Source organism: Vibrio sp. T20, from assembly GCF_007858795.1.
GTDB lineage: Bacteria > Pseudomonadota > Gammaproteobacteria > Enterobacterales > Vibrionaceae > Vibrio > Vibrio satsumensis.
Map to the genome: position 1 here is coordinate 89,115 of NZ_VFEB01000141.1, position 23,550 is coordinate 112,664.

At 45.4% G+C, this 23,550-nt stretch carries 21 protein-coding genes and 1 riboswitch; of the genes, 11 read left to right on the forward strand and 10 right to left on the reverse strand.

From position 1 onward, the window contains the following. Nucleotides 1-88 precede the first annotated feature (88 nt). Both nfuA and FTW16_RS24570 read right to left on the reverse strand, forming a co-directional pair. Nucleotides 89-673 (reverse strand): Fe-S biogenesis protein NfuA, encoded by a 585-nt coding sequence (gene nfuA / locus FTW16_RS17450; protein ID WP_146491982.1) that lies wholly within the window; start codon nt 671-673, stop codon nt 89-91. 110 nt (nt 674-783) lie between these two features. Beyond that, complete coding sequence (locus FTW16_RS24570) at nt 784-1,497, reverse strand: ComF family protein (RefSeq protein WP_186728088.1); 714 nt, start codon at nt 1,495-1,497, stop codon at nt 784-786. Nucleotides 1,498-1,590: 93 nt separating this feature from the next. On the opposite strand from FTW16_RS24570, the gene bioH reads away from it, so the two are divergent. Then, nucleotides 1,591-2,367 (forward strand): pimeloyl-ACP methyl ester esterase BioH, encoded by a 777-nt coding sequence (gene bioH, locus FTW16_RS17460; RefSeq protein ID WP_146491983.1) that lies wholly within the window; start codon nt 1,591-1,593, stop codon nt 2,365-2,367. Between the two features lie 353 nt (nt 2,368-2,720). After that, complete coding sequence (locus FTW16_RS17465; protein ID WP_146491984.1) at nt 2,721-3,194, forward strand: ATP-dependent Lon protease; 474 nt, start codon at nt 2,721-2,723, stop codon at nt 3,192-3,194. Nucleotides 3,195-3,334: 140 nt separating this feature from the next. Here the strand turns inward: FTW16_RS17465 and FTW16_RS17470 are convergent, their stop codons facing one another. Both FTW16_RS17470 and greB read right to left on the reverse strand, forming a co-directional pair. Next, entirely contained in the window at nt 3,335-5,665 is a 2,331-nt protein-coding gene (locus tag FTW16_RS17470; RefSeq protein WP_146491985.1) for a Tex family protein, read from the reverse strand. A 664-nt stretch (nt 5,666-6,329) separates the two neighbouring features. Further along, entirely contained in the window at nt 6,330-6,812 is a 483-nt protein-coding gene (greB, locus tag FTW16_RS17475) for a transcription elongation factor GreB (RefSeq protein ID WP_146491986.1), read from the reverse strand. Between the two features lie 178 nt (nt 6,813-6,990). Here greB and ompR point away from each other — a divergent pair, with 178 nt between their 5' ends. Together ompR and envZ are read left to right on the forward strand one after the other, a co-directional pair. Then, nucleotides 6,991-7,710: a two-component system response regulator OmpR gene (gene ompR / locus FTW16_RS17480; protein WP_008218409.1), complete on the forward strand. Its 720-nt coding sequence runs from the start codon at nt 6,991-6,993 to the stop codon at nt 7,708-7,710. A 168-nt stretch (nt 7,711-7,878) separates the two neighbouring features. Next, on the forward strand, nt 7,879-9,174 hold the full coding sequence (gene envZ / locus FTW16_RS17485; RefSeq protein ID WP_048661311.1) for a two-component system sensor histidine kinase EnvZ: 1,296 nt from the start codon (nt 7,879-7,881) through the stop codon (nt 9,172-9,174). 74 nt (nt 9,175-9,248) lie between these two features. On the opposite strand, the gene recG is transcribed toward envZ, so the two are convergent. The 4 genes from recG to gmk form a co-directional block, all read right to left on the reverse strand. Then, a complete protein-coding gene (gene recG / locus FTW16_RS17490) occupies nt 9,249-11,327 on the reverse strand; it encodes an ATP-dependent DNA helicase RecG (RefSeq protein ID WP_146491987.1) in 2,079 nt (692 codons plus the stop codon). Nucleotides 11,328-11,747: 420 nt separating this feature from the next. Continuing rightward, the gene (spoT, locus tag FTW16_RS17495) at nt 11,748-13,874 is read right to left on the reverse strand and encodes a bifunctional GTP diphosphokinase/guanosine-3',5'-bis pyrophosphate 3'-pyrophosphohydrolase (protein WP_048607651.1); all 2,127 of its coding nucleotides are present in this window, start codon (nt 13,872-13,874) and stop codon (nt 11,748-11,750) included. A gap of 39 nt (nt 13,875-13,913) precedes the next feature. Next, the gene (gene rpoZ / locus FTW16_RS17500) at nt 13,914-14,186 is read right to left on the reverse strand and encodes a DNA-directed RNA polymerase subunit omega (protein WP_009848003.1); all 273 of its coding nucleotides are present in this window, start codon (nt 14,184-14,186) and stop codon (nt 13,914-13,916) included. A 119-nt stretch (nt 14,187-14,305) separates the two neighbouring features. Continuing rightward, a complete protein-coding gene (gene gmk, locus FTW16_RS17505) occupies nt 14,306-14,929 on the reverse strand; it encodes a guanylate kinase (RefSeq protein ID WP_048661314.1) in 624 nt (207 codons plus the stop codon). Between the two features lie 324 nt (nt 14,930-15,253). Further along, nucleotides 15,254-15,353, forward strand: a riboswitch (purine riboswitch). Nucleotides 15,354-15,411: 58 nt separating this feature from the next. Between gmk and FTW16_RS17510 the strand changes: the two genes are divergently transcribed. Continuing rightward, the gene (locus tag FTW16_RS17510) at nt 15,412-16,782 is read left to right on the forward strand and encodes an NCS2 family permease (RefSeq protein ID WP_048661315.1); all 1,371 of its coding nucleotides are present in this window, start codon (nt 15,412-15,414) and stop codon (nt 16,780-16,782) included. 208 nt (nt 16,783-16,990) lie between these two features. Here the strand turns inward: FTW16_RS17510 and FTW16_RS17515 are convergent, their stop codons facing one another. Next, nucleotides 16,991-17,560 (reverse strand): porin family protein, encoded by a 570-nt coding sequence (locus FTW16_RS17515; RefSeq protein ID WP_146491988.1) that lies wholly within the window; start codon nt 17,558-17,560, stop codon nt 16,991-16,993. 309 nt (nt 17,561-17,869) lie between these two features. Here FTW16_RS17515 and FTW16_RS17520 point away from each other — a divergent pair, with 309 nt between their 5' ends. From FTW16_RS17520 to FTW16_RS17535, 4 genes are all read left to right on the forward strand, one after another. Further along, a complete protein-coding gene (locus tag FTW16_RS17520; RefSeq protein ID WP_146491989.1) occupies nt 17,870-18,694 on the forward strand; it encodes a transcriptional regulator in 825 nt (274 codons plus the stop codon). Continuing rightward, nucleotides 18,685-19,179, forward strand: coding sequence for a hypothetical protein (locus tag FTW16_RS17525; RefSeq protein ID WP_146491990.1), 495 nt, complete (start codon nt 18,685-18,687; stop codon nt 19,177-19,179). Before FTW16_RS17520 ends, FTW16_RS17525 begins: the two co-directional genes overlap by 10 nt. A 355-nt stretch (nt 19,180-19,534) precedes the next feature. After that, complete coding sequence (locus FTW16_RS17530) at nt 19,535-19,960, forward strand: phosphate-starvation-inducible protein PsiE (RefSeq protein WP_017062464.1); 426 nt, start codon at nt 19,535-19,537, stop codon at nt 19,958-19,960. A gap of 310 nt (nt 19,961-20,270) precedes the next feature. Beyond that, the gene (locus FTW16_RS17535; RefSeq protein ID WP_004735656.1) at nt 20,271-20,483 is read left to right on the forward strand and encodes a cold-shock protein; all 213 of its coding nucleotides are present in this window, start codon (nt 20,271-20,273) and stop codon (nt 20,481-20,483) included. A 305-nt stretch (nt 20,484-20,788) separates the two neighbouring features. Here the strand turns inward: FTW16_RS17535 and FTW16_RS17540 are convergent, their stop codons facing one another. Further along, nucleotides 20,789-21,655, reverse strand: a complete 867-nt coding sequence (locus FTW16_RS17540) for a YicC/YloC family endoribonuclease (RefSeq protein WP_004735725.1) — start codon at nt 21,653-21,655, stop codon at nt 20,789-20,791. 214 nt (nt 21,656-21,869) lie between these two features. Here FTW16_RS17540 and rph point away from each other — a divergent pair, with 214 nt between their 5' ends. Then, the gene (gene rph / locus FTW16_RS17545) at nt 21,870-22,586 is read left to right on the forward strand and encodes a ribonuclease PH (protein WP_009847983.1); all 717 of its coding nucleotides are present in this window, start codon (nt 21,870-21,872) and stop codon (nt 22,584-22,586) included. 233 nt (nt 22,587-22,819) lie between these two features. Then, nucleotides 22,820-23,461, forward strand: coding sequence for an orotate phosphoribosyltransferase (gene pyrE / locus FTW16_RS17550; RefSeq protein WP_146491991.1), 642 nt, complete (start codon nt 22,820-22,822; stop codon nt 23,459-23,461). Nucleotides 23,462-23,550: the final 89 nt, after the last annotated feature.

Here is a 23,550-nt window from a genome sequence, read left to right on the forward strand (position 1 = left end):
AAAGGTTGATGCTTGCACATCAACCTTTTTATTGAATCTTTCACTTTTTACTGACTAAGACTGCATGAGTGCTTAGTCGTAAAAGAGCTTAGTAGTAAGAGTGCTCACCACGATCGTGTTCAGTTGCATCACGAACCGCAGTCAGTTCACCTTCGAATTGTTGAAGAAGTTCTTTCTCGATGCCTTCTTTTAGCGTTACATCAACCATAGAACAACCGTTACAGCCGCCACCGAATGCAACGATAGCAGCACCGTCTTCAGTGATTTCTACCAAGCTAACGTGACCGCCGTGACCAGCAAGCTGTGGGTTCACTTGAGTTTGGATTGCGTATTCAACGCGCTCTAGAAGTGGTGCATCGTCTGATACTTTACGCATCTTAGCGTTTGGTGCTTTAAGTGTTAGTTGAGAGCCCATTTTGTCAGTAACGAAGTCAATTTCAGCTTCATCTAGGAACGGTAGGCTTAGCTCATCAACGTAAGCAGAGAAAGCGTCGAAAGAAAGCTTAGTGTCAGACGCTTCAATAGCATCTGTTGGGCAGTAAGAAACACCACACTCAGCGTTTTGTGTGCCTGGGTTTACCACGAACACACGAATGTTTGTACCTTCAGGCTGCTGTGACAGCAGATTGGCAAAATGAGTTTGAGCTGTTTCTGTAATAGTAATATTTGACACGACGAATACCTGAGTAAATTTGTAGGCTATTAGCGCTATTCTACTCCTGTCAGTTTTGTAATTCAGCCCTTTTTTTGTTGGATTGCTGTACAAGTAGTGATTCACAGCTTTTATCCAGAGGGCTCAGGAGTGCGGCAGATGCAGTAAATATCAATCCTTTTCACGTCCACTTCAAGTAGTAATTGGCATAATTGATACACAGTACTGCCGGTGGTTACAACATCATCAATTATCGCGACGTGGGAGGGGATAGTTCCTCGAAGGTCTTGTTTTCGCAGCGTAAAAGCGCTCTTTAGATTAAGTAAGCGTGCGGATTTAGTCAGCCCTTGCTGAGAAGCGGTTGAGCGAATTCGACGGAACAGCACCTCATCTTTAACGCCAAGTTCTTGAGCTGTGTAATTAGCAAGCAGCTGACTTTGATTAAAGGCACGATGAATATATCGACGCCAATGCAGCGGTACGCTGGTGATCAGCGGAGCAGGGTGCTCGATACGTGAAGCCAATAACTTTGACAGATCGCGTGCAAACCAAAACTTATCGGCGTACTTCATTTGTTGAATGTAACGTGCTGTTGGAAAGGTGTAATCCCCAACGCAATAGAGACGATGCCAAGGTGGAGGTTGAGATAAACACTGTCCGCACTGCTCTACTGTGAGCAGTGTTTTTAAACCACATCGTTGGCAGCGAGGAACTGACTCAAAGAGATTAAGACAAGAATCACACCATCGAGGGTGAGCATCGCTATGCGACTTATCTAGCTTGCACAGGTGGCATTGAGGTGTGACCAGACGTGGTGTGTGTTTTTGTAGCCAATCAGATAACATAGCTCGTGATGCTTTTGGGTTAAGGTGTTCCTTTTACTCACCATACTGAAAAGCACAGATAATCGCCGATGAAAAAAGTAGGGAATATTGAGAATGAGTGACGGGTTATATTGGCATGTTTCTGGGCAAGGGCCTGATTTAGTGTTGGTTCACGGCTGGGGAATGAACGGTGCGGTGTGGCAACAAACCGTTAATGCATTACAAGCTGATTTCCGAGTGCATGTTGTCGATTTACCAGGATATGGACACAGCGCACACTGCCACGCTCAAGATCTTGAAGAGATTGCTCAGCAACTGTTGGCCGAAGCGCCTAAACAAGCTATTTGGGTGGGTTGGTCACTGGGTGGTTTGGTCGCAACGCACATGGCTCTCCATCACTCAGACTACGTGAGTAAGCTGGTGACTGTCGCCAGTTCTCCTAAATTCTCGGCCTCAAAAGAGCCAGTGTTATGGCGAGGTATTCAGCCAAACGTATTAAGCGCATTCACCGAACAACTGGTTGAAGATTTCCAAACCACCATCGAACGCTTTATGGCATTACAAGCTATGGGTAGCCCTTCAGCAAGACAAGATGTAAAACAGCTCAAGCAAGCGGTGCTGTCTCGCCCATTACCGAACCCTGATTCATTATTAGCAGGACTAAAGATGCTGTCGGATGTCGACCTGCGTGAACAACTGCCTGAGATTTCAGTACCAATGCTGCGCTTGTATGGCCGATTAGATGGATTGGTGCCAATCAAGGTTGCGAAAGACTTGGGCGCAGCCTTGCCTCATACCGAGCAATATATCTTTACTCAGTCTTCACATGCGCCGTTTATGACCGAAGCCGATGCCTTTTGCAGTGAACTGGTTAGCTTCGCGCAAAAATAATCGCTAAATTTATCGCCGGCTTGGTCGATATATAAGCTAATACCAATCACAGTAAGTAAGTGTTCAAAAATAGCGTAGGAAAAAGGCTTGAGAACAAGGCAGCTTTTTTTTGACAAGTAGTTTCGATAAGTAGTTATTCTACAATCAAAAAATCTAACGCCGTTATCGAGTATTTTAACAAGCTAGGATGATCAGTTATTTACTACGATTGGTATAACACCAACGTGTTGCTTGATACTCAGACCTAACTCTCTCCTGAGCTGATTGCGGTAAGTTGGGCTATGCCTGTTGTGCTGACTCACAGTACAACAGCGTTATAGCAATAACGATGGGCGATTCTTGAGGAGTTCGCGATGATTGTGTCACCTGCAACTGCAGTGAGTGTGCCACTTATCGCCCCGTCCGTTAATGTGCAAACAGAGCAAGTTGCGCGTGATAATAGAGTTCGAGAGCCTGTTGCTCCCGCAGTAGCGTTGGCGAAAACCAATGCAGAGCGAAAGGTAAAGTCGGACGATAAGCGAAGGCAGCAGTCGGCTTGGGATCCTTCAGACCATCCTGGTTATGAAATGGAGAACGAGTCAGAGGCCAATTCGATTAGCCAAGAAGAGTCACAAGATCCTTTTGATAGGCTGTTCAGCTTGTTGGCACTGAGAACTTACAGTGCTGACCAAGGAAAGGGCTATACCATGCGTTTTCGCCTGCCAAAGCATGTTTTAGATGCGGCGATTCAGGAGGGACAGATGGAGAAACGACGTAAGGTCATAAAATATCATTATGGTCATGCTGTTGCGCCTCATGCTCCATCAGAGATGCTAGTTGTTTTGTAAAACGATCGTGTTGTGATTAGAACGCGCAGAATAAAACCAAGCTTCGATGTCTTTTTTGAACACATAATAAAAACCTGCATACCCTAAGGGATGCAGGTTTTCTGTTTTAGGCGATTCAGTTTTTCAGATACGCTAACGGATTATTTTTTCGCTTTAGCAAAAGCAGCGGCAAAAGCACCACCCATCGCCGCGTTTTGCTGCGGTTCCTCACGGCGGCGTTGTCCACCTTGTGACTTTTGATTCGGGCGGTTTTGCGTGCGAGGTGCACTTGAACGTTGCGCGCGGTTGTCTTGTCCCGGCTCGTCTTTCATACGCATGCTTAGTGCAATACGTTTACGCTGAACATCCACTTCCATCACTTTCACTTTCACGATGTCACCCGCTTTAACCACTTCACGTGGGTCAGAGACAAAGCGATCGGTGAGCGCTGAAATGTGCACTAAGCCATCTTGGTGAACACCAATGTCAACGAAGGCACCAAAGTTAGCCACGTTCGACACCACACCTTCTAGAATCATGCCTGGTTCTAGGTCTGAAACGCTGTTTACACCATCTGCGAAGGTTGCAGTCTTGAACTCAGGGCGAGGGTCGCGTCCCGGCTTATCCAGCTCCTTGATGATGTCGGTGACCGTTGGTACACCAAAGTTTTCATTGGTGTAATCAACCGCGTGTAAACCACGTAAGAAGTCGGTGTTACCCACCAGAGATTTGATGTCTTTGTGGTTTTTCTCAGCGATAGTTTTCACTACTGGGTAAGCTTCTGGGTGAACCGATGATGCATCTAACGGGTTCTTACCATCCATAATACGTAGGAAACCAGCACACTGTTCAAAGGCTTTTGGCCCCAAGCGAGCGACTTTCTTAAGTGTAGTACGAGCTTCGAAGCGACCATTCTCATCACGGAAATCCACGATGTTTTGAGCTATGGTGCTAGAAAGGCCTGCTACGCGAGTAAGTAGCGCGGCAGACGCGGTATTCACATCAACACCTACGGCGTTTACACAGTCTTCGACAATCGCATCTAGACGTTTAGCAAGCATGGTTTGGCTAACGTCATGTTGGTATTGGCCCACCCCGATCGATTTAGGATCAATCTTCACGAGCTCAGCCAATGGATCTTGTAGACGACGAGCGATAGATACTGCACCACGGATCGATACGTCCATGTTCGGGAACTCTTTCGCCGCTAGCTCAGACGCTGAATAAACTGAAGCACCTGCTTCGCTAACAATAATTTTTTGCGCTTTTAGGTTGCCGCGCTTAATCACATCAGCCACAAAGCTATCGGTTTCGCGTGAAGCCGTACCGTTACCAATCGCAATCAGGTCAACGTTGAACTGACGAACCATCTGTTCAACAACGTGTGCTGATTTGTCGTATTGCTTTTGTGGTGGGTGAGGGTAAATAGTTTCTGTCGCTAGAACCTTACCAGTTGAATCCACAACGGCGATTTTTGAACCGGTACGTAAACCTGGATCTAAGCCTAATGTGGCACGAGGACCAGCTGGTGCTGCCATTAGCAGATCTTTAAGGTTGGTGGCGAACACTTCAATCGCTTCGATCTCAGCACGCTCTTTCATCGCGCCCATCAATTCGGTTTCCATGTGCATAGAAACCTTGATGCGCCATGCCCAGCTGATCACTTGCTTACGCCATGCATCCGCAGGTGCGCTGCTTAGGGTAATACCGTAGTGATCAGAGATGATGTTCTCGCAGTATGAACCACGTACACCTTCTTCTTGATCCGGGTCAGCGTTCATCGCCAGTGTTAGGAAGCCTTCATTGCGGCCACGCAGCATTGCAAGCGCACGGTGAGACGGTACTTTGCTAAGCGCTTCGTTGTGCTCGAAGTAGTCTTTGAATTTCTCACCTTCGTTCTCTTTGCCAGCCACAACACGAGCACCAAGCTCTGCATTACGGTTTAGGTGTTGACGAATCTTTTCAAGCAGGTTTGCGTCTTCCGCAATGCGTTCCATGATGATCGCACGTGCGCCATCGAGTGCAGCTTTGGTATCGGCAATGCCTTTGTCGTTGCTAATGAAGTTCGCTGCTTCCGTTTCCGGATCGTGCTGTGGTTCATTCCATAGCGTATCGGCAAGTGGCTCTAAGCCTGCTTCAATCGCGATCTGACCTTTGGTGCGGCGCTTTGGTTTGTAAGGCAGGTATAAATCTTCTAGGCGAGTCTTGCTGTCTGCCTGAGTGATATCACGCTCGAGTTCTGGCGTGAGTTTACCTTGGTCTTGAATCGACTTAAGAATCGTTTGGCGACGATCGTCTAGCTCGCGTAGGTAAGAAAGGCGGCTATCAAGGTTACGTAGTTGGGTATCGTCTAAGCCACCCGTAACTTCTTTACGGTAGCGGGCAATAAAGGGAACGGTATTACCGTCGTCAATTAGGTTTACTGCGGCAGTGACTTGCTCAGAACGGACATTCAGTTCTTCAGCGATCAGTCGACAGATAGCTTGGCTCATCCGATGAATCTCTTATTTAATATCATGACAAATACATGGGGGTGAGCGTACTCTTTTTCTAGCTTTGACTGTGTAATTATCCTGTCAGAAGTCGAATTTCCGTTTGTGATACCCGCTTTGTGCGAGATCTCTTACAAGTGATGTGAGACTAAGTCACTTTAAACCGATGAAATCGTCTTAATATTAACTTAAGTTGCTGATTTTATTATGTTGAGTGTTTGCGGGTATATTTCTCACCTGAAATGTTTTTTGGGACTATCTAGGAAACTCGCCCAAATACCGTAATATTTAACTTGTCGACAGGGAGTTGGCAGGAACAGGAAAAAGCCTAACGGACTAGGTATCTTCAGGATGAAGATTTGATTACTTAGGATGAGTGGTCAGCAAGGAAGTTATAATCTCTGGATGAGATTCGCCAGTCAGGATGACAGGCTAGAATGGACACCGCTAGGATGGCGATGAACAAAAAGGAAATTGGTTAAAGGATTTAGCCACTATCAAGGAAAGATGCAGGGAGCACCTTATCTCGAAGAGATAAACAGTAGCCGGATTGCTGCGATAGAGACTTAACCCCGTCAGGCGAAAGCCTAGCGGGGTTTTCTTTTATCTGGCGTTTGGGTTTACTTGAACACTCAGCTCATTGCTAAGTGTATATTAGGTTTGGTTATTGATTGTCTGCGTAGCGAATCGAGTTAATGAACCACTCTTTGTCGCCTTCCGGTGTCTTTACCGTAAACTCATCATCCACTTCTTTCTTGAGCAGAGCTCTAGCCATGGGTGAGTCGATAGAGATATAACCTTTAGCATCGCCGTAGATCTCTTCTGGGCCGACAATTCGAAACTTCTTAATTTCCCCATCATCATTCTCAATTTCGACCCAAGCACCGAAAAATACCTTACCTTCTTGTTGTGGAGAGTAATCAACGATCGTGACATCAGGTAGGAACTTTCTTAAGAAACGTACTCGGCGATCAATCTGTCGAAGCAAACGCTTATTGAAGGTGTAATCTGCGTTTTCTGAACGATCTCCTAGGCTTGCCGCCCAAGTGACTATTTTGGTGATCTCTGGACGTTTCTCGTGCCATAAGTGGTCATGTTCTGCTTTGAGCTTGTTATAACCTTCTCGAGTGATAAGTTTGGTTTTCATAAATCTGACTTAATGAAATGATGATCTAAGATAGAATATATAGAAAGGCAACATACGTTAACAATTATTTAGGCGACTTTTTCTCCAATAATGTTACATTTTTAATGTCTTATACCAATATACAATTTACCAAGAATGCTTAACCTTAGGTTTAAGCTTTAATAGGTGGAACCATTACATGCAAGAAAACTACAAAATTTTAGTGGTCGATGACGATGCTCGTTTACGTGCACTGTTAGAACGCTATCTGTCAGAGCAAGGCTTTCAAGTGCGTAGCGTGGCAAACAGTGAGCAAATGGACCGCCTGTTAACCCGTGAAAATTTTCACTTGATGGTATTGGATTTGATGTTGCCGGGCGAAGATGGCCTATCTATTTGTCGTCGTCTACGAAACGCAAACAACTCGCTACCAATCCTGATGCTTACTGCAAAGGGTGATGAAGTGGATCGCATTGTGGGCTTGGAAGTAGGTGCTGATGATTACCTGCCAAAACCATTTAACCCACGTGAGCTGCTTGCTCGCATTAAAGCGGTACTGCGTCGCCAAGTAATTGAAGCACCAGGCGCGCCAAGTACAGAAGAGTCTGTGGTTGAGTTTGGTGAATTCCGCCTAAACCTAGGTACACGTGAAATGTTCCGTGGTGAAGAGCCAATGCCGCTTACTTCTGGCGAATTTGCAGTACTTAAGTCACTAGTAACCAATGCGCGTGAGCCAATGTCTCGCGATAAGCTGATGAACATGGCTCGTGGCCGTGAGTATTCAGCGATGGAACGTTCTATCGATGTTCAGATTTCGCGTCTGCGTCGTCTAGTGGAAGAAGACCCAAGCAAACCTCGCTATATCCAAACAGTGTGGGGCTTAGGTTATGTCTTCGTTCCTGATGGTAAGGCTGTGTAATCTAGTATTAAAAGCTCGACAGCAGCTTTATTGATTCTGTGATTCAGAATTCTCTATTTACGGGCCATCTCATTGATATGTGATGGCCCGCTTTGTATTCAGCACAAGAGATTAGAGTTATAGTTTCTATCATGTCTCTGTTTCCCTAACCTCCATTTTAGGTCTTCTATGCGCATACGTAGCTCCTTTACTCAGTCGATAGTGCTTTTCTTAACGCTCTTGGTCGCTAGCCAAATCTTTTCTTACTACGCAGTGTTTAACTATGCATTGATGCCGAGTTTGCAGCAGTTTAATAAGATTCTGGCGCATGAGTTAAACCTAGTATTAGACCAAGGCAGTGATATCGAGATTGATGCGCCATTGCGTCAGCGTGTACTTGAACAACTCGGGGTAACCGTTCACGCGAAAAACAGTGAAGCGGCGGGTGAGTATTACCACGCGGTTGCGATTGACTTGATGAGCGAGGAGATGACCAAAGAGCTAGGCTCTGAAACCGAAGTACGGTTGATTCTGGGTAAAGAGAGCTATGTGCTGTGGATGGACATTGCGCAGCTGCCCAACTCTCTGATTCGTATTCCTCTTTCTGAGTTGCAAGAAGAAGATTTTGCACCACTATTTCGTAACAGTCTGATCATGGCGTTGTTGATTGTCGTAGGTGGTTGGTTGTTTATCCGCTTACAAAACCGGCCGTTGATAGCGCTAGAGAAAGCCGCGCAAGGTGTCGGGCGCGGCGATATTCCACCGCCATTGCCGGTTCAAGGTGCGCAAGAAATTCGCTCAGTAACACGAGCTTTCAATCAAATGTCGAAAGGCATACAAGAATTGGAAGAAGACCGCGCTTTGTTGATGGCAGGAATCAGTCATGATTTGCGTACTCCGTTAACGCGTATTCGCTTAGCAACCGAGATGATGTCGCCAGAAGACAGCTACTTAGCGGAAGGCATCATCAGTGATACCGAAGAGTGTAACGAGATCATCAGTCAGTTCATGGATTACCTAAAGCCTGTTGACAGAGACTCATTCCAAGCGGTGTTTGTCGATGATATTGCGCGAGAAGTCTCTAGCTCTGAAGGTGGCTATGAGGTCCAGATTGAAACCGATATTCCAGAAACCATGAAACCTGCGTTGGGCAACCCGATCGCAATGAAGCGTGCAGTGAGTAACTTGGTGGTGAACGCGCTGCGCTATGGTAATGGCTGGGTGAAGGTATCGACCGGCATGACGGCGGATAACAAGTTAGCTTGGGTTACGGTAGAAGATAATGGTCCGGGTATTCCACAAGACCAGATCGGTAAGTTGTTTGAACCCTTCACACGTGGTGACACGGCTCGTGGCAGCGAAGGTACGGGCTTAGGTTTAGCGATCGTGAAACGTATTGTCAGCCAGCACCAAGGTGCTGTAGTGGTCAATAACCGCAGTGAAGGTGGCTTAAAAGCGCAGATCAGTTTCCCTGTGAAACCTTAGGCTTGGACTATACGCACTAAAAAGGCTTCCTTGAGGAAGCCTTTTTACGTTTTAAGCGGGAATATAATGGCTAATTACGCCTTAGAATAGACATCGCGCTCGCCTAACCAGCGATTGATGATCGCCTTAGCATTGTCTGGGAAGCTATCGTGAATATGGCGGGCGATACGCTGCACTTCAGGGATTAAACGTTGGTCTCGTATTAAGTCGGCAATCTTAAAGTCAGCCAAGCCGGTCTGTTTAGTGCCAAGTAGCTCACCTGGGCCACGGATCTCTAGGTCTCGCTGAGCAATCACAAAGCCATCGTTACTTTCACGCAGTACCCCTAAGCGCTTCTGAGCGGTTTTTGATAGTGGAGAGTGATACAGCAGCACACAGTGGCTTGCGACTGAACCACGGCCAACACGGCCACGCAGTTGGTGCAGTTGTGCTAGGCCTAGACGCTCTGGGTTCTCGATGATCATTAAGCTCGAATTCGGTACATCCACACCGACTTCGATCACGGTTGTCGCAACCAAAAGGTGCAGTTTGTTGTCTTTGAATTCCTGCATCACCGCTTGTTTCTCTGCGGGTTTCATTCGGCCGTGCACCAAGCCAATTTTCACATCTGGCAGCTTTCGTTGCAGCTCTTCTGCTGTGTCAGCCGCGGCTTGAGCTTCTAATACTTCTGACTCATCAATTAGCGTACACACCCAATAGGCTTGCTTGCCCTCATTGAGACACGCATTGCGCACCCGCTCAACAATGTCATCACGTTTGGTATCTGGAATTGCCACGGTTTGAATCGGTGTTCGCCCCGGTGGTAGCTCATCAATAATTGAGGTTTCGAGATCGGCATAGGCCGTCATTGCGAGCGTTCGTGGAATTGGCGTTGCCGTCATCACTAATTGGTGAGGGTAGTAACCTTGCTTTGCGCCTTTCTCGCGCAGTTCTAGTCGCTGGTGGACACCGAATCGGTGCTGCTCATCAATGATCACGAGACCAAGGTTTTTGAACTCGACATGCTCTTGGAAGAGAGCATGAGTACCGACAACCATTTGTGCTTCGCCACTGGCAATGCGCGCCAGTTCAGTCTCACGAGCCTTACCTTTGAGTTTTCCTGCAAGCCAACCCACTTGAATGCCCATTGCTTCAAACCAGTTGGCAAAGTTGATCGCGTGCTGCTCTGCTAATAGTTCAGTTGGTGCCATCAAAGCGACCTGTTGACCATGTTCTAACGCTCGAACCGCCGCCAATGCAGCAACCAAGGTTTTACCTGAACCTACATCCCCTTGTACTAAGCGCATCATAGGGTGCGGCTTTTCCAAGTCAGCTTCGATCTCTTTAGTCACTCGTGCTTGAGCATTGGTTGGAGAAAACGGCAGCTGAGCCAGCAGCTTATCTTTAAGCGTATTTACTGGAGGAAATGGCATCGCTTTGTCTTGTTGCCCTTTGCTGCGAACTGACAGCATCGACAGGTTTTGAGCCAGTAACTCTTCCATAATCAGACGCAGTTGCGCAGGGTGTTTACCTTCATCAAACAGCTCTAGGTCAATGCCCGGAGGTGGTCTGTGAATGGTATGCAGCGCTTGTGCTAGGGTGATTTGGTGATCGTATAAACCAGATGGTAGCAACTCATTGACGGCTGCTTTGTCGATAAGCTCTAACGCTTGGTCTGCCAGGTTACGCAGCGTGACTTGTCTTAGCCCTTCAGTGGTTGGGTACACCGGCGTTAGGTTCGCTTCAACATCTGGCTGCTGCCTTGGGGCAAAGAACTTGTAGTCAGGGTGGACGATCTCCAGCCCCATATTGCCGCGCTTGATTTCACCGTAGGCGTGTACTTGTTTGCCTTCGGCAAAGTTATTCTTCATTCCGGCAGTGAAGTTGAAAAAGCGTAGGGTAATGGTGCCATTCCCATCACTGATCTTTACTGCGAGCATCTTACGTTTACCGAAAATGGTATCAACATGCATCACCTTGCCTTGCACCGCAGCCCAAAGGCCAGCGTGCAGTTTTACGATCGGATAGATGCGTGTTCTATCTTCATAGCGTAAAGGGAGATGAAATAGCAGGTCTTGTACGTTATTAAGCCCAACCTTCTCCAGTTTCTCTGCGACTTTAGCGCCGACTCCAGATAAAGAGTTGAGAGGGATAGCAGATAAAAGCTGTGACATAACAAGGCTCATAAACGTAAGAGAGATGATCTATTCAAGCATTTTACTGGATTTTTGTACAGGATAAAGCTTAGAAGCAGATACGGGATGCGAGTAAACGAGATTCGAAAAGATTAAGGGCAGATGCGGGATGCGAAAGGATGAAGAGCAGATGCGGGATGTGGGTAAACGAGATACGAAGAGATTAAGAGCAGATTCGGGTTGCGGGTAAACGAGATACGAAGAGATTAAGAGCCGGTTCGGGATGCGGGTAAACGAGATACGAAGAGATTAGGAGCAGATGCGGGATGTGGGTAAGCGAGCTAAGAAAAGAACAGGGCGGTACAAAAAATTAAAGCAGACTCGAAATACGGAGAGTTGAGTAGTGAAAAGCTTGTGCTCTTCGCATCTCGAGACTCGTATCTCTCATCTGCTTTTGGATCAGTTCTTACGACGTCTTACTTTCAGCGCGTGTGGCATCACACGTAGCTTTTTCATAATGCTTGCAAGATGAACACGATCTTTAGTGGTCAGCAAGATAGTCACTGTGTACAGGCGACCGTCACGTTCTTCGGTAGAAATACCGTGAATGTTAGAGCCTGTTTTCGAGATAACATTAGTTAGCTCAGCCAGTGCACCTTGGTGATTCTGCAGATCAACCTGAAGCTCAGCTGTGAACTCTTGGTCGTAATCGTCAGACCATTCAACCGCCATGTACTTGTCTGGTTCTTTTTGGTAACCACGAACGTTTGGACACGTTTCACGGTGAACCACAAGGCCACGACCTGGAGATACATGGGCAATGATGTGATCATCTGGAATCGGGTGACAACAGTTGGCGAACGTCAGCAGTAGACCTTCAGCACCACGGATAGGAAGTTTCTTCCTTGGTGTATCGCTGTTGTTTTCCACTTCAGTTAGTTCGTCAGCATCACCCAGTAGGCGACGAGCAATCACGATACTCATCAGCTCACCAAGACCAATCGATGCTAGTAAGTCTTCAATGTTATCGAGACGCAGATCAGACAAAACATGTTCAACGTTCTCTTGGCCGATATCGCCAATCGAGTGTTCGCCAAGTGCGTGATTCAGTAGACGACGACCTAAAGTAATCGATTCTTCACGACGCATGGTTTTCAGAACCTGTCGGATCTTAGTGCGCGCACGTGATGTCACCACGTAGTTGAGCCATGCTGCATTCGGACGTGCGCCCGGAGCACTGATGATCTCAATGGTTTGACCGTTCTTCAGCGATTTGCTGAGTGGGTAAGGGTTCATGTCTACACGAGCGCCTACACACATGTTGCCGACATCGGTATGTACCGCGTAAGCAAAATCGACCGCTGTTGCGCCCGCAGGAAGTTCGACAATGCGACCTTTCGGCGTGAATACAAAGATTTCATCTGGGAACAGATCAGACTTAACGTTTTCAATGAACTCGAATGAGTTACCCGCGCTTTGTTGCAGCTCAAGTAAGCTCTGCATCCAACGTTGTGCTTTAACCTGTGCGGTTGTGCCATTACTGCTACGCGAACCATTGCCTTTGTAAGACCAGTGCGCCGCGACACCTTTGTCTGCCATTTGATCCATATCTTCAGTACGGATCTGAACCTCAACTGGCACCCCATGAGGGCCGATCATTGACGTATGCAGAGATTGGTAGCCGTTGGCTTTTGGTACCGCAATGTAATCTTTCATGCGGCCAGGGCGAGGCTTGTACAGGCTGTGAGCCTGACCAAGTGCGCGATAACAAGTATCTGGGGTATCAACCACCACGCGGAAAGCGTAGATGTCCATAATGGTGTGGAAGCGCTGCTCTTTAGTTTTCATCTTGTTATAGATGGAGAACAGGTTCTTTTCACGACCAAGTACGCGAGCAGGCAAACCGACTTCTTCAAGGCGGCCCTCGATTTCGCTATGGATACGTTGGATCATCTCCTTACGGTTACCACGCGCAGCTTTCACTACGTTTTTAAGTACGCGATAACGGTTAGGATAAAGGGCTTCAAATCCCAGCTCTTCTAGTTCGGTCTTGATGTTATGAATACCAAGACGGTGAGCTAGCGGAGAATAAATCTCGAGGGTTTCACGAGCAATACGACGCTTTTTATCAGGACGAAGAGCCCCAAGTGTACGCATGTTGTGAGTACGGTCAGCTAATTTGATCAAGATAACGCGGATGTCTTGCACCATGGCGAGAACCATCTTGCGGAAGTTCTCTGCTTGCGCTTCTTTGCGATCACGAAATTTAAGCTTATCCAGCTTAGATACACCATCAACCAGTTCAGCAACAGTATTGCCAAATTGAGCTTCTAGCTCCTCTTTTGTAACTTCAGTATCTTCAATTACATCGTGGAGTAGGGCTGCTTGCAGGGTTTCGATATCCAGACGCATTTCTGCCAGGATTCTTGAAACAGCAACAGGGTGGATTATGTATGGTTCACCCGTTGAACGGGTTTGCCCTTCATGGGCGTTTCTCGCTACCACATAAGATTGACGCAGAGCCTCAATTTGAGGCTCTGTTAGGTATTCTTGGGCAACGTCTTTGAGGCTATCGAATAGATACAAATTAAAGGCCCGGAAGGTTAATTAGTTCGAATGACGCTTTTAACGAGTGTGAGCGATGCTGCTTACTGCTGCAAGTTCAGCCGCTTCTTGCTCTTGTTGCTCTTGACGCTCACGAGCATCTAGTACGTCTTTAGTGATAAGACCTTCTTCGATTTCGCGAAGAGCGATAACCGTTGGTTTATCGTTTTCTTCAGGCACTAGTGAATCTTTACCGCCAGTTTGCATTTGACGTGCGCGGCGAGCCGCAATAAGAACTAGGTCGAAACGGTTGCCAACTTTTTCAACAGCGTCTTGAACAGTTACGCGTGCCATGAGGACTCCAAATAGTAATTAACTAATAAATTTTTGATGACGAGAAAGTATACAAGTTTAACTAGAGACTTTCTAGATCACCGTATACTTATCTCAATGGAAAATCTAGGGGATCTAGATTATTCCGCTAATAAAGCAGTAAGCATGCCGCTGTATTTCGCTGCTTGCTTATCTTCTTTTAAACGTTCCGCACGAATGATAGCTCTGAAGTCCATTAGGGCTGCATCAAAGTCATCATTCACGATCACATAATCATATTCTGCATAGTGAGAAATCTCTGATTTTGCTTCGCTCATGCGTTTCGCAATAACTTCGTCGCTATCTTGACCGCGAACATTCAAACGACGCTCTAGCTCACCATTTGATGGTGGAAGAATGAATACACTCTTCGCTTGAGGCATTTGTTCACGGATCTGACGAGCGCCTTGCCAGTCGATATCTAGGAATACATCGATACCGCGGTCTAGGTTTTCTTCAATCCAAACGCGTGAAGTACCGTAGTAGTTGCCGAACACTTCAGCGTACTCTAGGAACTCACCTTTACCAATAAGATCTTCGAAGTGATGTTTTTCTACAAAGTGGTAGTGAACACCATTCTCTTCACCAGGGCGCATACCGCGAGTGGTGTGTGAAACAGATACCTTCATTGCGTAGGTTGGATTGGTTTCTAGCATTGCTGAGATCAAGCTCGACTTACCTGCGCCACTAGGTGCAGATACGATGTAAAGAGTACCTTTGCCCATCTGTATATTTCCACTGTTGGTTGGATTGAGTGAAGGCAATAGACCTACACTATAAAAGATAGCACTGACTCTAATTGTTGTTCCGTTGGTTACGTCTATAAAGAGATAACGAGTAAAACTAATAGAAGCAACTGGTGAAAATTAGGTCAGAAAAATGGAGGCGAAGAGTAGCATATTTAGATGATTGAGAACAACTGGCTTGATCGTTATTTATTGGCGAATGATCTTCATGAGGATCTTTGTAGAAATGTAATCACTCACCATCTGCACTTTTTTATGTGATCTGGACAAAATCTGTTGAAGTTTTAATCTCAATCCTTACAATCCGCGCAAACGATTAAATGCTGTATATGTTTGATGAAATGGATCAAATGTTTCTACTACCGAGCCTATCTTGGTGACTACAGTTTTTAGTGTAGAGACTTCTCTATTCTCACAGCATTTGAATCACCAAATTCTTAATTTATTGCATAGGTTTTGTTGTGAGTACCGATTCCACCCTAAAAGCCCAGAACTCTTCTGGCTCACTTGATTCGTTGTTTAAAATCACTGAAAGAAAAACCACGATTGGCACTGAGCTGTACGCGGGTTTCATTACTTTCTTGGCGATGAGTTACATTCTGGCGGTCAACCCAGCGATTTTGGGTGGTATTCCTGGAATGGATAAAGGTGCCGTGTTTACTGCAACAGCACTTGCTGCGGCTATTTCGACCCTAATCATGGGTATTTGGGGCAACTATCCAGTGATGCTTGCGCCGGGCATGAGTATGAACGGCTTCTTTAAAGGCTTGCTATTAAGTGGTTCAGTCGCGGTACTTTGGAATGAAGCGCTATTCGGCATCTTCTTGTCGGGCATACTTTATCTTGCGTTCTCACTGACTAATATTCGTAAGTCGATGATTGAGTCGATCCCTGAAGACTTGAAACTGGCAATTACCGTATCTCTCGGACTGTTTATTGCTTTTTTAGGTCTGAAGAATGCAGGCATTATCGTTTCTAACCCATTCGTGTTGGTTGGTCTAGGTGATATCTCAGATCCAAAAGTGATCATCGCTTATGTAAGTATCTTCATCGCACTAGGCTGTATGGTTCGTGATATCAAGCTCGCTACATTCATTTCATTTGTGTCGGCAATTGCACTAACTATTCTTGCTGACGTATTTATGGGTACATCAAACGCGCCAATCCCAGAACAGTTAGTAGCTATGCCACCAAGCATGGCAGGTAGCTTCGGCGCTATCTTCGATTTCTCTGCTTTCACGCCAGAGAAAATGTTCGACCTATTATTCATCGTGCTTATCTTCCTGATTGTCGATTTCTTCGATGGCTTGAGCACGATCGTTGGTGTTGGCCGCGATGCAGGAATCATTGATAAAGACGGTAAGGTGCCAAACGCGAAGTCGGCTCTAGTGGCTGATGCAGGCGGTACTGTGATTGGCTCTATTCTGGGTACAACGTCGATTACGGCTTTCTCTGAGTCAGGTATTGCGTCTTCTCAAGGTGCGAAAACGGGCTTAGCGGCAGTCATGGTTGCGGGTTTGTTCCTAATCTCGCTATTCCTATACCCAATCTTCTCTATCTTCTCGGCAGCCATGGTTGCGCCGGCGATGGTAGTTGTGGGTATTTACATGGTAGGTCGCCTTGGTCAGATTAACTGGGAAAAGAAAGAGTCACGCATTGCAGCCTTCTTCACCATCATGTTTACAGTGTTAAGCTTCTCTCCAGCGAACGGTATGGCGATGGGTTTCATCAGCTACGCATTCACAATGGTTGTGGCAGGTAAGCGCAAAGAAGTACACCCGCTTATCTACGGACTGTGTGTGGTGTTCTTAACTTACCTGATTCTGCTTTAAGGCTAATTAGCCTTAAAGGTCGCTAAGTAAAAGGCAAACTGATGGCTCCGCAGTGAATGTGGGGCCATTTTTGTATCTGTTGTATCTTAAATTTATGCTCGTTTTTGCTGAACGTTGAGTTCAACTTACCGCTATTCTGCTGATGTTCATCTAAAAAGGGCGACGGTGGTCGCCTCTTTACGTTTACTAGCCAACGAAGTGTTCGTTATTAGAATTTGTACGTTGCGCCAGCGTAGAAGCTACCAAGTTGGACGGTCACATCATTGTATAACCAGTGGCCAGTATCAACGCTGAAGGTATCAACTTCGTAAGCCACACGGAAGTTTAGGTTCTCAAGGCTTGCTGGTGTGTATTCTACACCTGCGCCCAGACGCAATGCTGTTTCATCTTTGCTACCATAGTCATCAACATCAAATGAAAGCTGCGTTAGACCTATGGTACCAAATGGACGCCAACCGCTATCAAAGGTGTAGCCAAGGTTTGCAGCAATAGATATGCCTGCTGTCTCGATAGCATAACCTGACAAGCCTGGTGCTGTTATATTACTGTATTTGGTGAATTGTGTTTCAACGCCAACAATGCGGTTAAATTGATAGCCACCAATCAACTTAAGCGTTGAGTATTTTGTTTCTAGTGTAGAAAACGCGGCATCGTCATCGTAAGTTGTGGTACCAAAACCACCACCTAGGTAAAAGCCTGATACGTCTTTCTCAACTGCTTGCTCTTGGGCACCGGCAAAGGCAGAAAATGCCGCCAGAAGGATCACTGCTTTTTTCATTAGATTCATCTCATCGGGAATAAAAAGTGGTGTGCATTATGTGTTCAATGACAATATAAAACTAAAGATGGAATTCATATAAACTTCATGAGTTGTCGGTTTATTGATGATTTTCCTTTTATATGTTTTTATCTTTATTGCATAATTCATTGATATAGTTGATGTTGTGTTTTTTCTGTAGGAACTTTTGCTTTAGGTAGATGGATTGTACTCAATGCTTACGCAGTTGACTTGGTAATGGTAGGATCCAGTTCTTCACGCGTGTGTTTTTTTGGTTACGTGAGCCCTAATTTCGGTAATAGTGAGTGTATGCATAGAGTCTGTTTTTCCAATTTGATTCTCGATCCAACGACTCTAACTTTATCGAATGCCGATGGGGAATGTATTCAATTACGCCCGCTTCCATATGCAGTGTTGAGCTTGTTACTTGAAAACCAGGGTGTTCACGTTACTCGTGAACAACTATTTGAAACGTGTTGGGGGGGCGCATTAGTCACTGACCAAGCGATAACTAATGTCATTTCAGGTTTAAGGAAAAACTTCGAGCAGTTGGGCGCGCACGATGTCACCTTGAAAACAGTCAGCAAAATTGGCTACGTTCTGAACATTCACAGTGGCAAAGAGCCGATTAAGAAAATAGGAAACCGAGCAATTCGGGTTAGCCAAGAGCAAGAAATCGTTTTAGAAGAGGTGAGCCTTAAGCCTGCCCCTACCTTGAAAATGAACATGTATTCTTGGCATGGGTTTGTGACGGTATTGCTGCTAGCCTGTTTGGTGTTCGTTTTTTTTACTAAGCCTTTTATCCGAAAGCCACAGTTTCTCCAGCCTAGTGAGTATCAACATTTTCAGATTGGCGTGACCGATTTTTATCTTTATGACAGTGCTTATTTAATAAGTGACGGTCGACTGCTCGCATATGAGTTAGCGACTCAATCGTTTCCAACCTGTCATGCGGATATGTATCTGCGAATCGCAGAGTCTGCTTATGACGACGACGTTTATATGATTAAAACTTTTGCTTTTGCGAAACACGGCAGTAAGAACGCAAGCTACGTGAATCATTCGGTGAGTATTGATGATTTATCAGAGACGGTGGTGAAAGCAATTAGGAGGGCTCGATCAATATGCGGATAAAATCGGTCGTCGTTTTCAATATTGCGCTTGCTACCTGTGTCATCGGTGTGGCGTTGTATCAATGGAAGTTTGAGCAACAACAGTTAGCGGGTAGTCGTTGGGCATGTGTTCAGCTTGATGAGGGGTTTGTTTCGCAAGGGTATCGTCACTATCAAGAGATCGCTGATCGCTCTATTTTAGAGTTTACCTCAAATGACAGTTTGCTGATTTTTCAGAAAGGTTATGTTCAGACACTTGTCGGAGAAACCAAGCCCTACGAAGTCTATTATGAAGCAAACTACATTGCTGAGAATGGTCTCCTATCGGTTGCCTATCAACATATCGACTGGAATCTAAAGCCAACTGGCAATGAGATTTTTGTTCGTGATATGGACGCTCTGGTAAGAGCTAAAATTGAACTGATGTATAAAGTGAAAGGTGACCAGTTGTTTTTGTTCAGTAAAGGGCATGCAGAAGAGAGGAATCTTATCTGCTATTCCAAATGACGATTTTGAACCATAGTAACTCCGATATCAGCGTGTACTATTATGACACTTTCAAACCTAGGTACTTAATTTAATTGAGTTTATTTTTAGTGGTTTTGGTTTGTATAAAGAAGTGCATCCACTTATCTACGGCCTGTGTGGTGTTCTTAACTTACCTGATTCTGCTTTAAAGGCTAATTAGCTACTATTAAGTAAAAGATCAATAGATGGCTCTACAGTGAATGTGGGGTCATTTTTGTATCTGTTGCTTCTATAAAACGTGTGCAATCGATGGTGTTATCCGATAGAGAGTACGCGACTTATATTGATGCATGCTATTGTAGAGACTGGATTAATTATTTTTTGAAGAGTGACTATGCCTTCTCATTTACCCAAATCTTTTAGTAAGCCGTTTTTAAAAGTGTTCCACATTATGGAAGCGGTATTGCTGGTGGCGATCACGCTCGCGACCTTGTTTGCGATGGTCGAAGAGTTCATGCATGTCTTCGCTGAACGCCGTGTACAACTGACCGACATTCTATTGATGTTCATCTATTTAGAAGTGTTGGCGATGGTTCAACAGTTTGTGATGAACGGTAAGATCCCAGTGCGATACCCAATCTATATCGCGATGATGGCGATTGCTCGTTACATCACTTTGGGTATGAAAGAGCTCGATGCAGTATTGATCGTTTGGTTATCTTTAGCGGCATTTATCTTAGCTGCTGCAACACTCTTGATTCGTGTTGGGCATCATTATTGGCCGTATGTAGACCTTCGAACCAAGCAGCCAGATGAGTAACACTTTGAAGGTTAAGGTTTTATAAATGAAGCCCAGCGATATCGTTGGGTTTTTAATTGGGTTAGTTGAACAAAAAAACATCAATTTATCCAAATAACGCTTTACAAGCAGGCTAAGATCACCAAGAATGGCGTCGCTCTGTTTTCAGGGTTATTAAATGAAACATCCAGTTGTAAAGTAAAACCCTTAGTATTGCTTCATTGTTATTCTCAGTGTTTCCCTTAGCTTCATAGATACATTAAATAATTCAAGCTTTCAGCGCATCGCACTTTTGGCGATTAATTTTTTATTTTTATATAAGGGACACATCATGTCTAACAAAACAAACGGCGTAGTAAAATGGTTTAACGAAGAGAAAGGCTTCGGTTTCCTAACTCAAGACAACGGCGGCGCAGACGTATTCGTACACTTCCGTGCAATCGCTTCTGAAGGTTTCAAGACTCTTAAAGAAGGCCAACAAGTGTCTTTCGAAGTAGAGCAAGGCCAAAAAGGTCTTCAAGCTGCAAACGTTGTAGCTCTATAAGATTTTAAGTCGGCGCAGGTTGCATTAGCAACTTGCGTCACTTTCTCCTTTAAATCTTTCCCCTCTAGTTCCACCTGTAATATCCCCCTCAAGATATTCTAAAATCCTTTGTTACATCCGCTTCTCTGTTTTATCTATAGCTGTATCTATCTCTTGCTCCAAACAAATCTCCTGCGTAACAACCTGCTCAACCTGATTGGCCTTATTGCATCCATAAAAAAAGCCCCTAAAACTAGGAGCTTATCTTGATCTAATCAACACTGATTCAGCTAATAGCTTATTCACAGCGTGTTACTGACAAACTGTTATTCAATATTCTGAATCTGCTCACGCATCTGTTCGATAAGAACCTTAAGCTCTACGCCTGATGCTGTGATGTCTGTGCTGATAGACTTAGACGCTAGCGTGTTTGACTCACGGTTGAACTCTTGCATCATGAAGTCTAGCTTACGGCCACAAGCGCCACCTTTCTTCAACACTACGTTCGCTTCTTTCACGTGAGAGTCTAGACGGTCTAGCTCTTCTGCTACGTCTGACTTCTGTGCGAGTAGGATAAGCTCTTGTTCAACACGAGAACCTTCAAGTTCAATTTTCGCATCTTCAAATTTGGTAAGAAGACGCTCACGTTGCCACTCTAGGATCTCAGGCATGCGTGCACGAACTTTAACTACTTCTTCAGTGATTGCATCTAAACGCTGAACGATTAGCGCCTTCATGTTTTCGCCTTCACGAGCACGAGCATCAATGAATTCTGCGATTGCATCGTTGAATGCTTCAAGTAGGTCTTTGTTGATGGCATCCATGTCTTGCTCTGGCGTTTCCATCACGCCAGGCCAGTTCATGACTTGGAATGGGTTCAGACGGCTGTCTTCACCTGTCATGGTCATAACTTGGTTCGCAGCATTAATTACTTGCTGAGCCAAACCTTCATTAATGCTTAGTTCGCCCTTTGCTGCAGGGTTTGCTTCAAAGCGCAGGTTACACTCAACCTTGCCGCGCGCTAGACGCTTGCGGAAACGCTCACGCAAGATTGGTTCTAAACCACGGAACTGTTCAGGCATACGGAAGTAAGTTTCTAGGTAGCGCTGGTTTACACTACGGATTTCCCATACTGCTGTACCCCAATCGCCTTTTACTTCTTTGCGTGCATACGCGGTCATACTATAAATCATCGAATTTTCCTGTCTTTTATCATTCTGAAAATAACGCGCACGCATAGTATCACGATATGGTGTGCTCCCGAAGCTTGTCGCCTTTCATGATGGATAGCTTTGCATGATAAACTGCTATATAATCTTGCCCCAATCAAAACTGTCTCACCCCTTTCTTAGGTGATGCACTCTTTCGATAGTAAATCACTTCAGACTGTTAATAAGGTAGATACCAATGCGTCCAAATGACCGCGCTGTAGATCAAATTCGTCCAATTAAAATTACTCGTAACTACACAGCTTATGCTGAAGGTTCTGTATTAGTTGAGTTCGGCAACACTAAAGTTCTATGTAATGCGACGGTAGAAGAAAACGTACCGCGTTGGTTAAAAGGCCAAGGAAAGGGTTGGGTAACCGCTGAATACGGCATGCTGCCACGTGCAACGCACACTCGTAACCGTCGTGAAGCGGCGAGCGGTAAGCAAGGTGGTCGTACGATGGAAATCCAACGTCTGATCGCGCGTAGCCTACGTGCTGTTGTTGACCTGAAAGTAATGGGTGAAATCATGATCACTGTCGATTGTGATGTTATCCAAGCAGACGGCGGTACACGTACTGCTTCTATCTCAGGTGCAAGCGTTGCAATGGCTGATGCTATCAACAGCTTACTAGCAAGCGGTAAACTGAAAAAGAACCCAATGAAAGGCCACGTAGCGGCAGTTTCAGTGGGTATCGTTGGTGCACAAGCACTGTGTGACCTTGAGTACGTTGAAGACTCAGCAGCAGATACCGATATGAACGTTGTAATGACGGAAGACGGTAAGATGATTGAGATTCAAGGCACCGCAGAAGGCGAACCGTTCAGCCACGAAGAGCTGATGCAGCTTTTAGCCTTGGCGAATAAGGGTATTGCCGATATCGTCGAAGCGCAGAAAGCTGCGTTGGCCGACTAATTATTTTTAATAGCTCCCAAATGGGGGCTATTTTTTTTATTTTCGTCATATATAACTCTACACCTGTGTTAGCTACAATTTTTCACCCTAATCACATAGGTTCCCTATGCTCATAGGGCTGAAAAACTTTGCTGCCTTGTTGTAGAGCTATCTATTTAGAAAATACATCATCGTTAGCTTTCGAAGTGATCGGAAGTTAGGAATTGGAAAGTAAATTAATTTAGAGGATGAGCATGAAAGCATATCAACGTGAATTTATTGAATTTGCACTAGAGAAAGAAGTACTTAAGTTTGGTGAATTTACTTTAAAGTCTGGCCGTAAGAGCCCTTACTTCTTCAATGCTGGATTGTTTAATACAGGTCGTGACCTAGCACGCTTAGGTCGCTTCTACGCAGCAGCATTGGCTGATTCTGGCATTGAGTTTGATGTGTTATTTGGCCCTGCATACAAGGGTATCCCAATTGCAACGACGACAGCGGTTGCACTGGCAGATCACCACGATGTGGACACGCCTTACTGTTTCAACCGTAAAGAAGCGAAAAACCACGGTGAAGGTGGCAACCTAGTGGGTAGCGAACTTGAAGGTCGCATCATGCTAGTGGATGACGTGATCACTGCTGGTACTGCGATTCGTGAGTCGATGGAAATCATCCAAGCAAACGGCGCTGATTTAGCGGGTGTTCTGGTTGCGATTGACCGCCAAGAGAAGGGCAAAGGCGAGTTGTCTGCAATTCAGGAAGTAGAGCGAGACTTCGGTTGTGCGATTATCTCAATCGTTAGCCTGACTGATCTTGTGACTTTCCTTGAAGAGAAAGGCACAGACGCAGCACAACTAGAGTCAGTAAAAGCGTACCGCGCTCAGTACGGCATCTAATACAATTTGTTATAGCTATAGAATGCACAAGGGGCTGATGAATCATCAGCCCCTTTTCTTTTGGTTCAGAAGTATTTACTTGTAGCGGC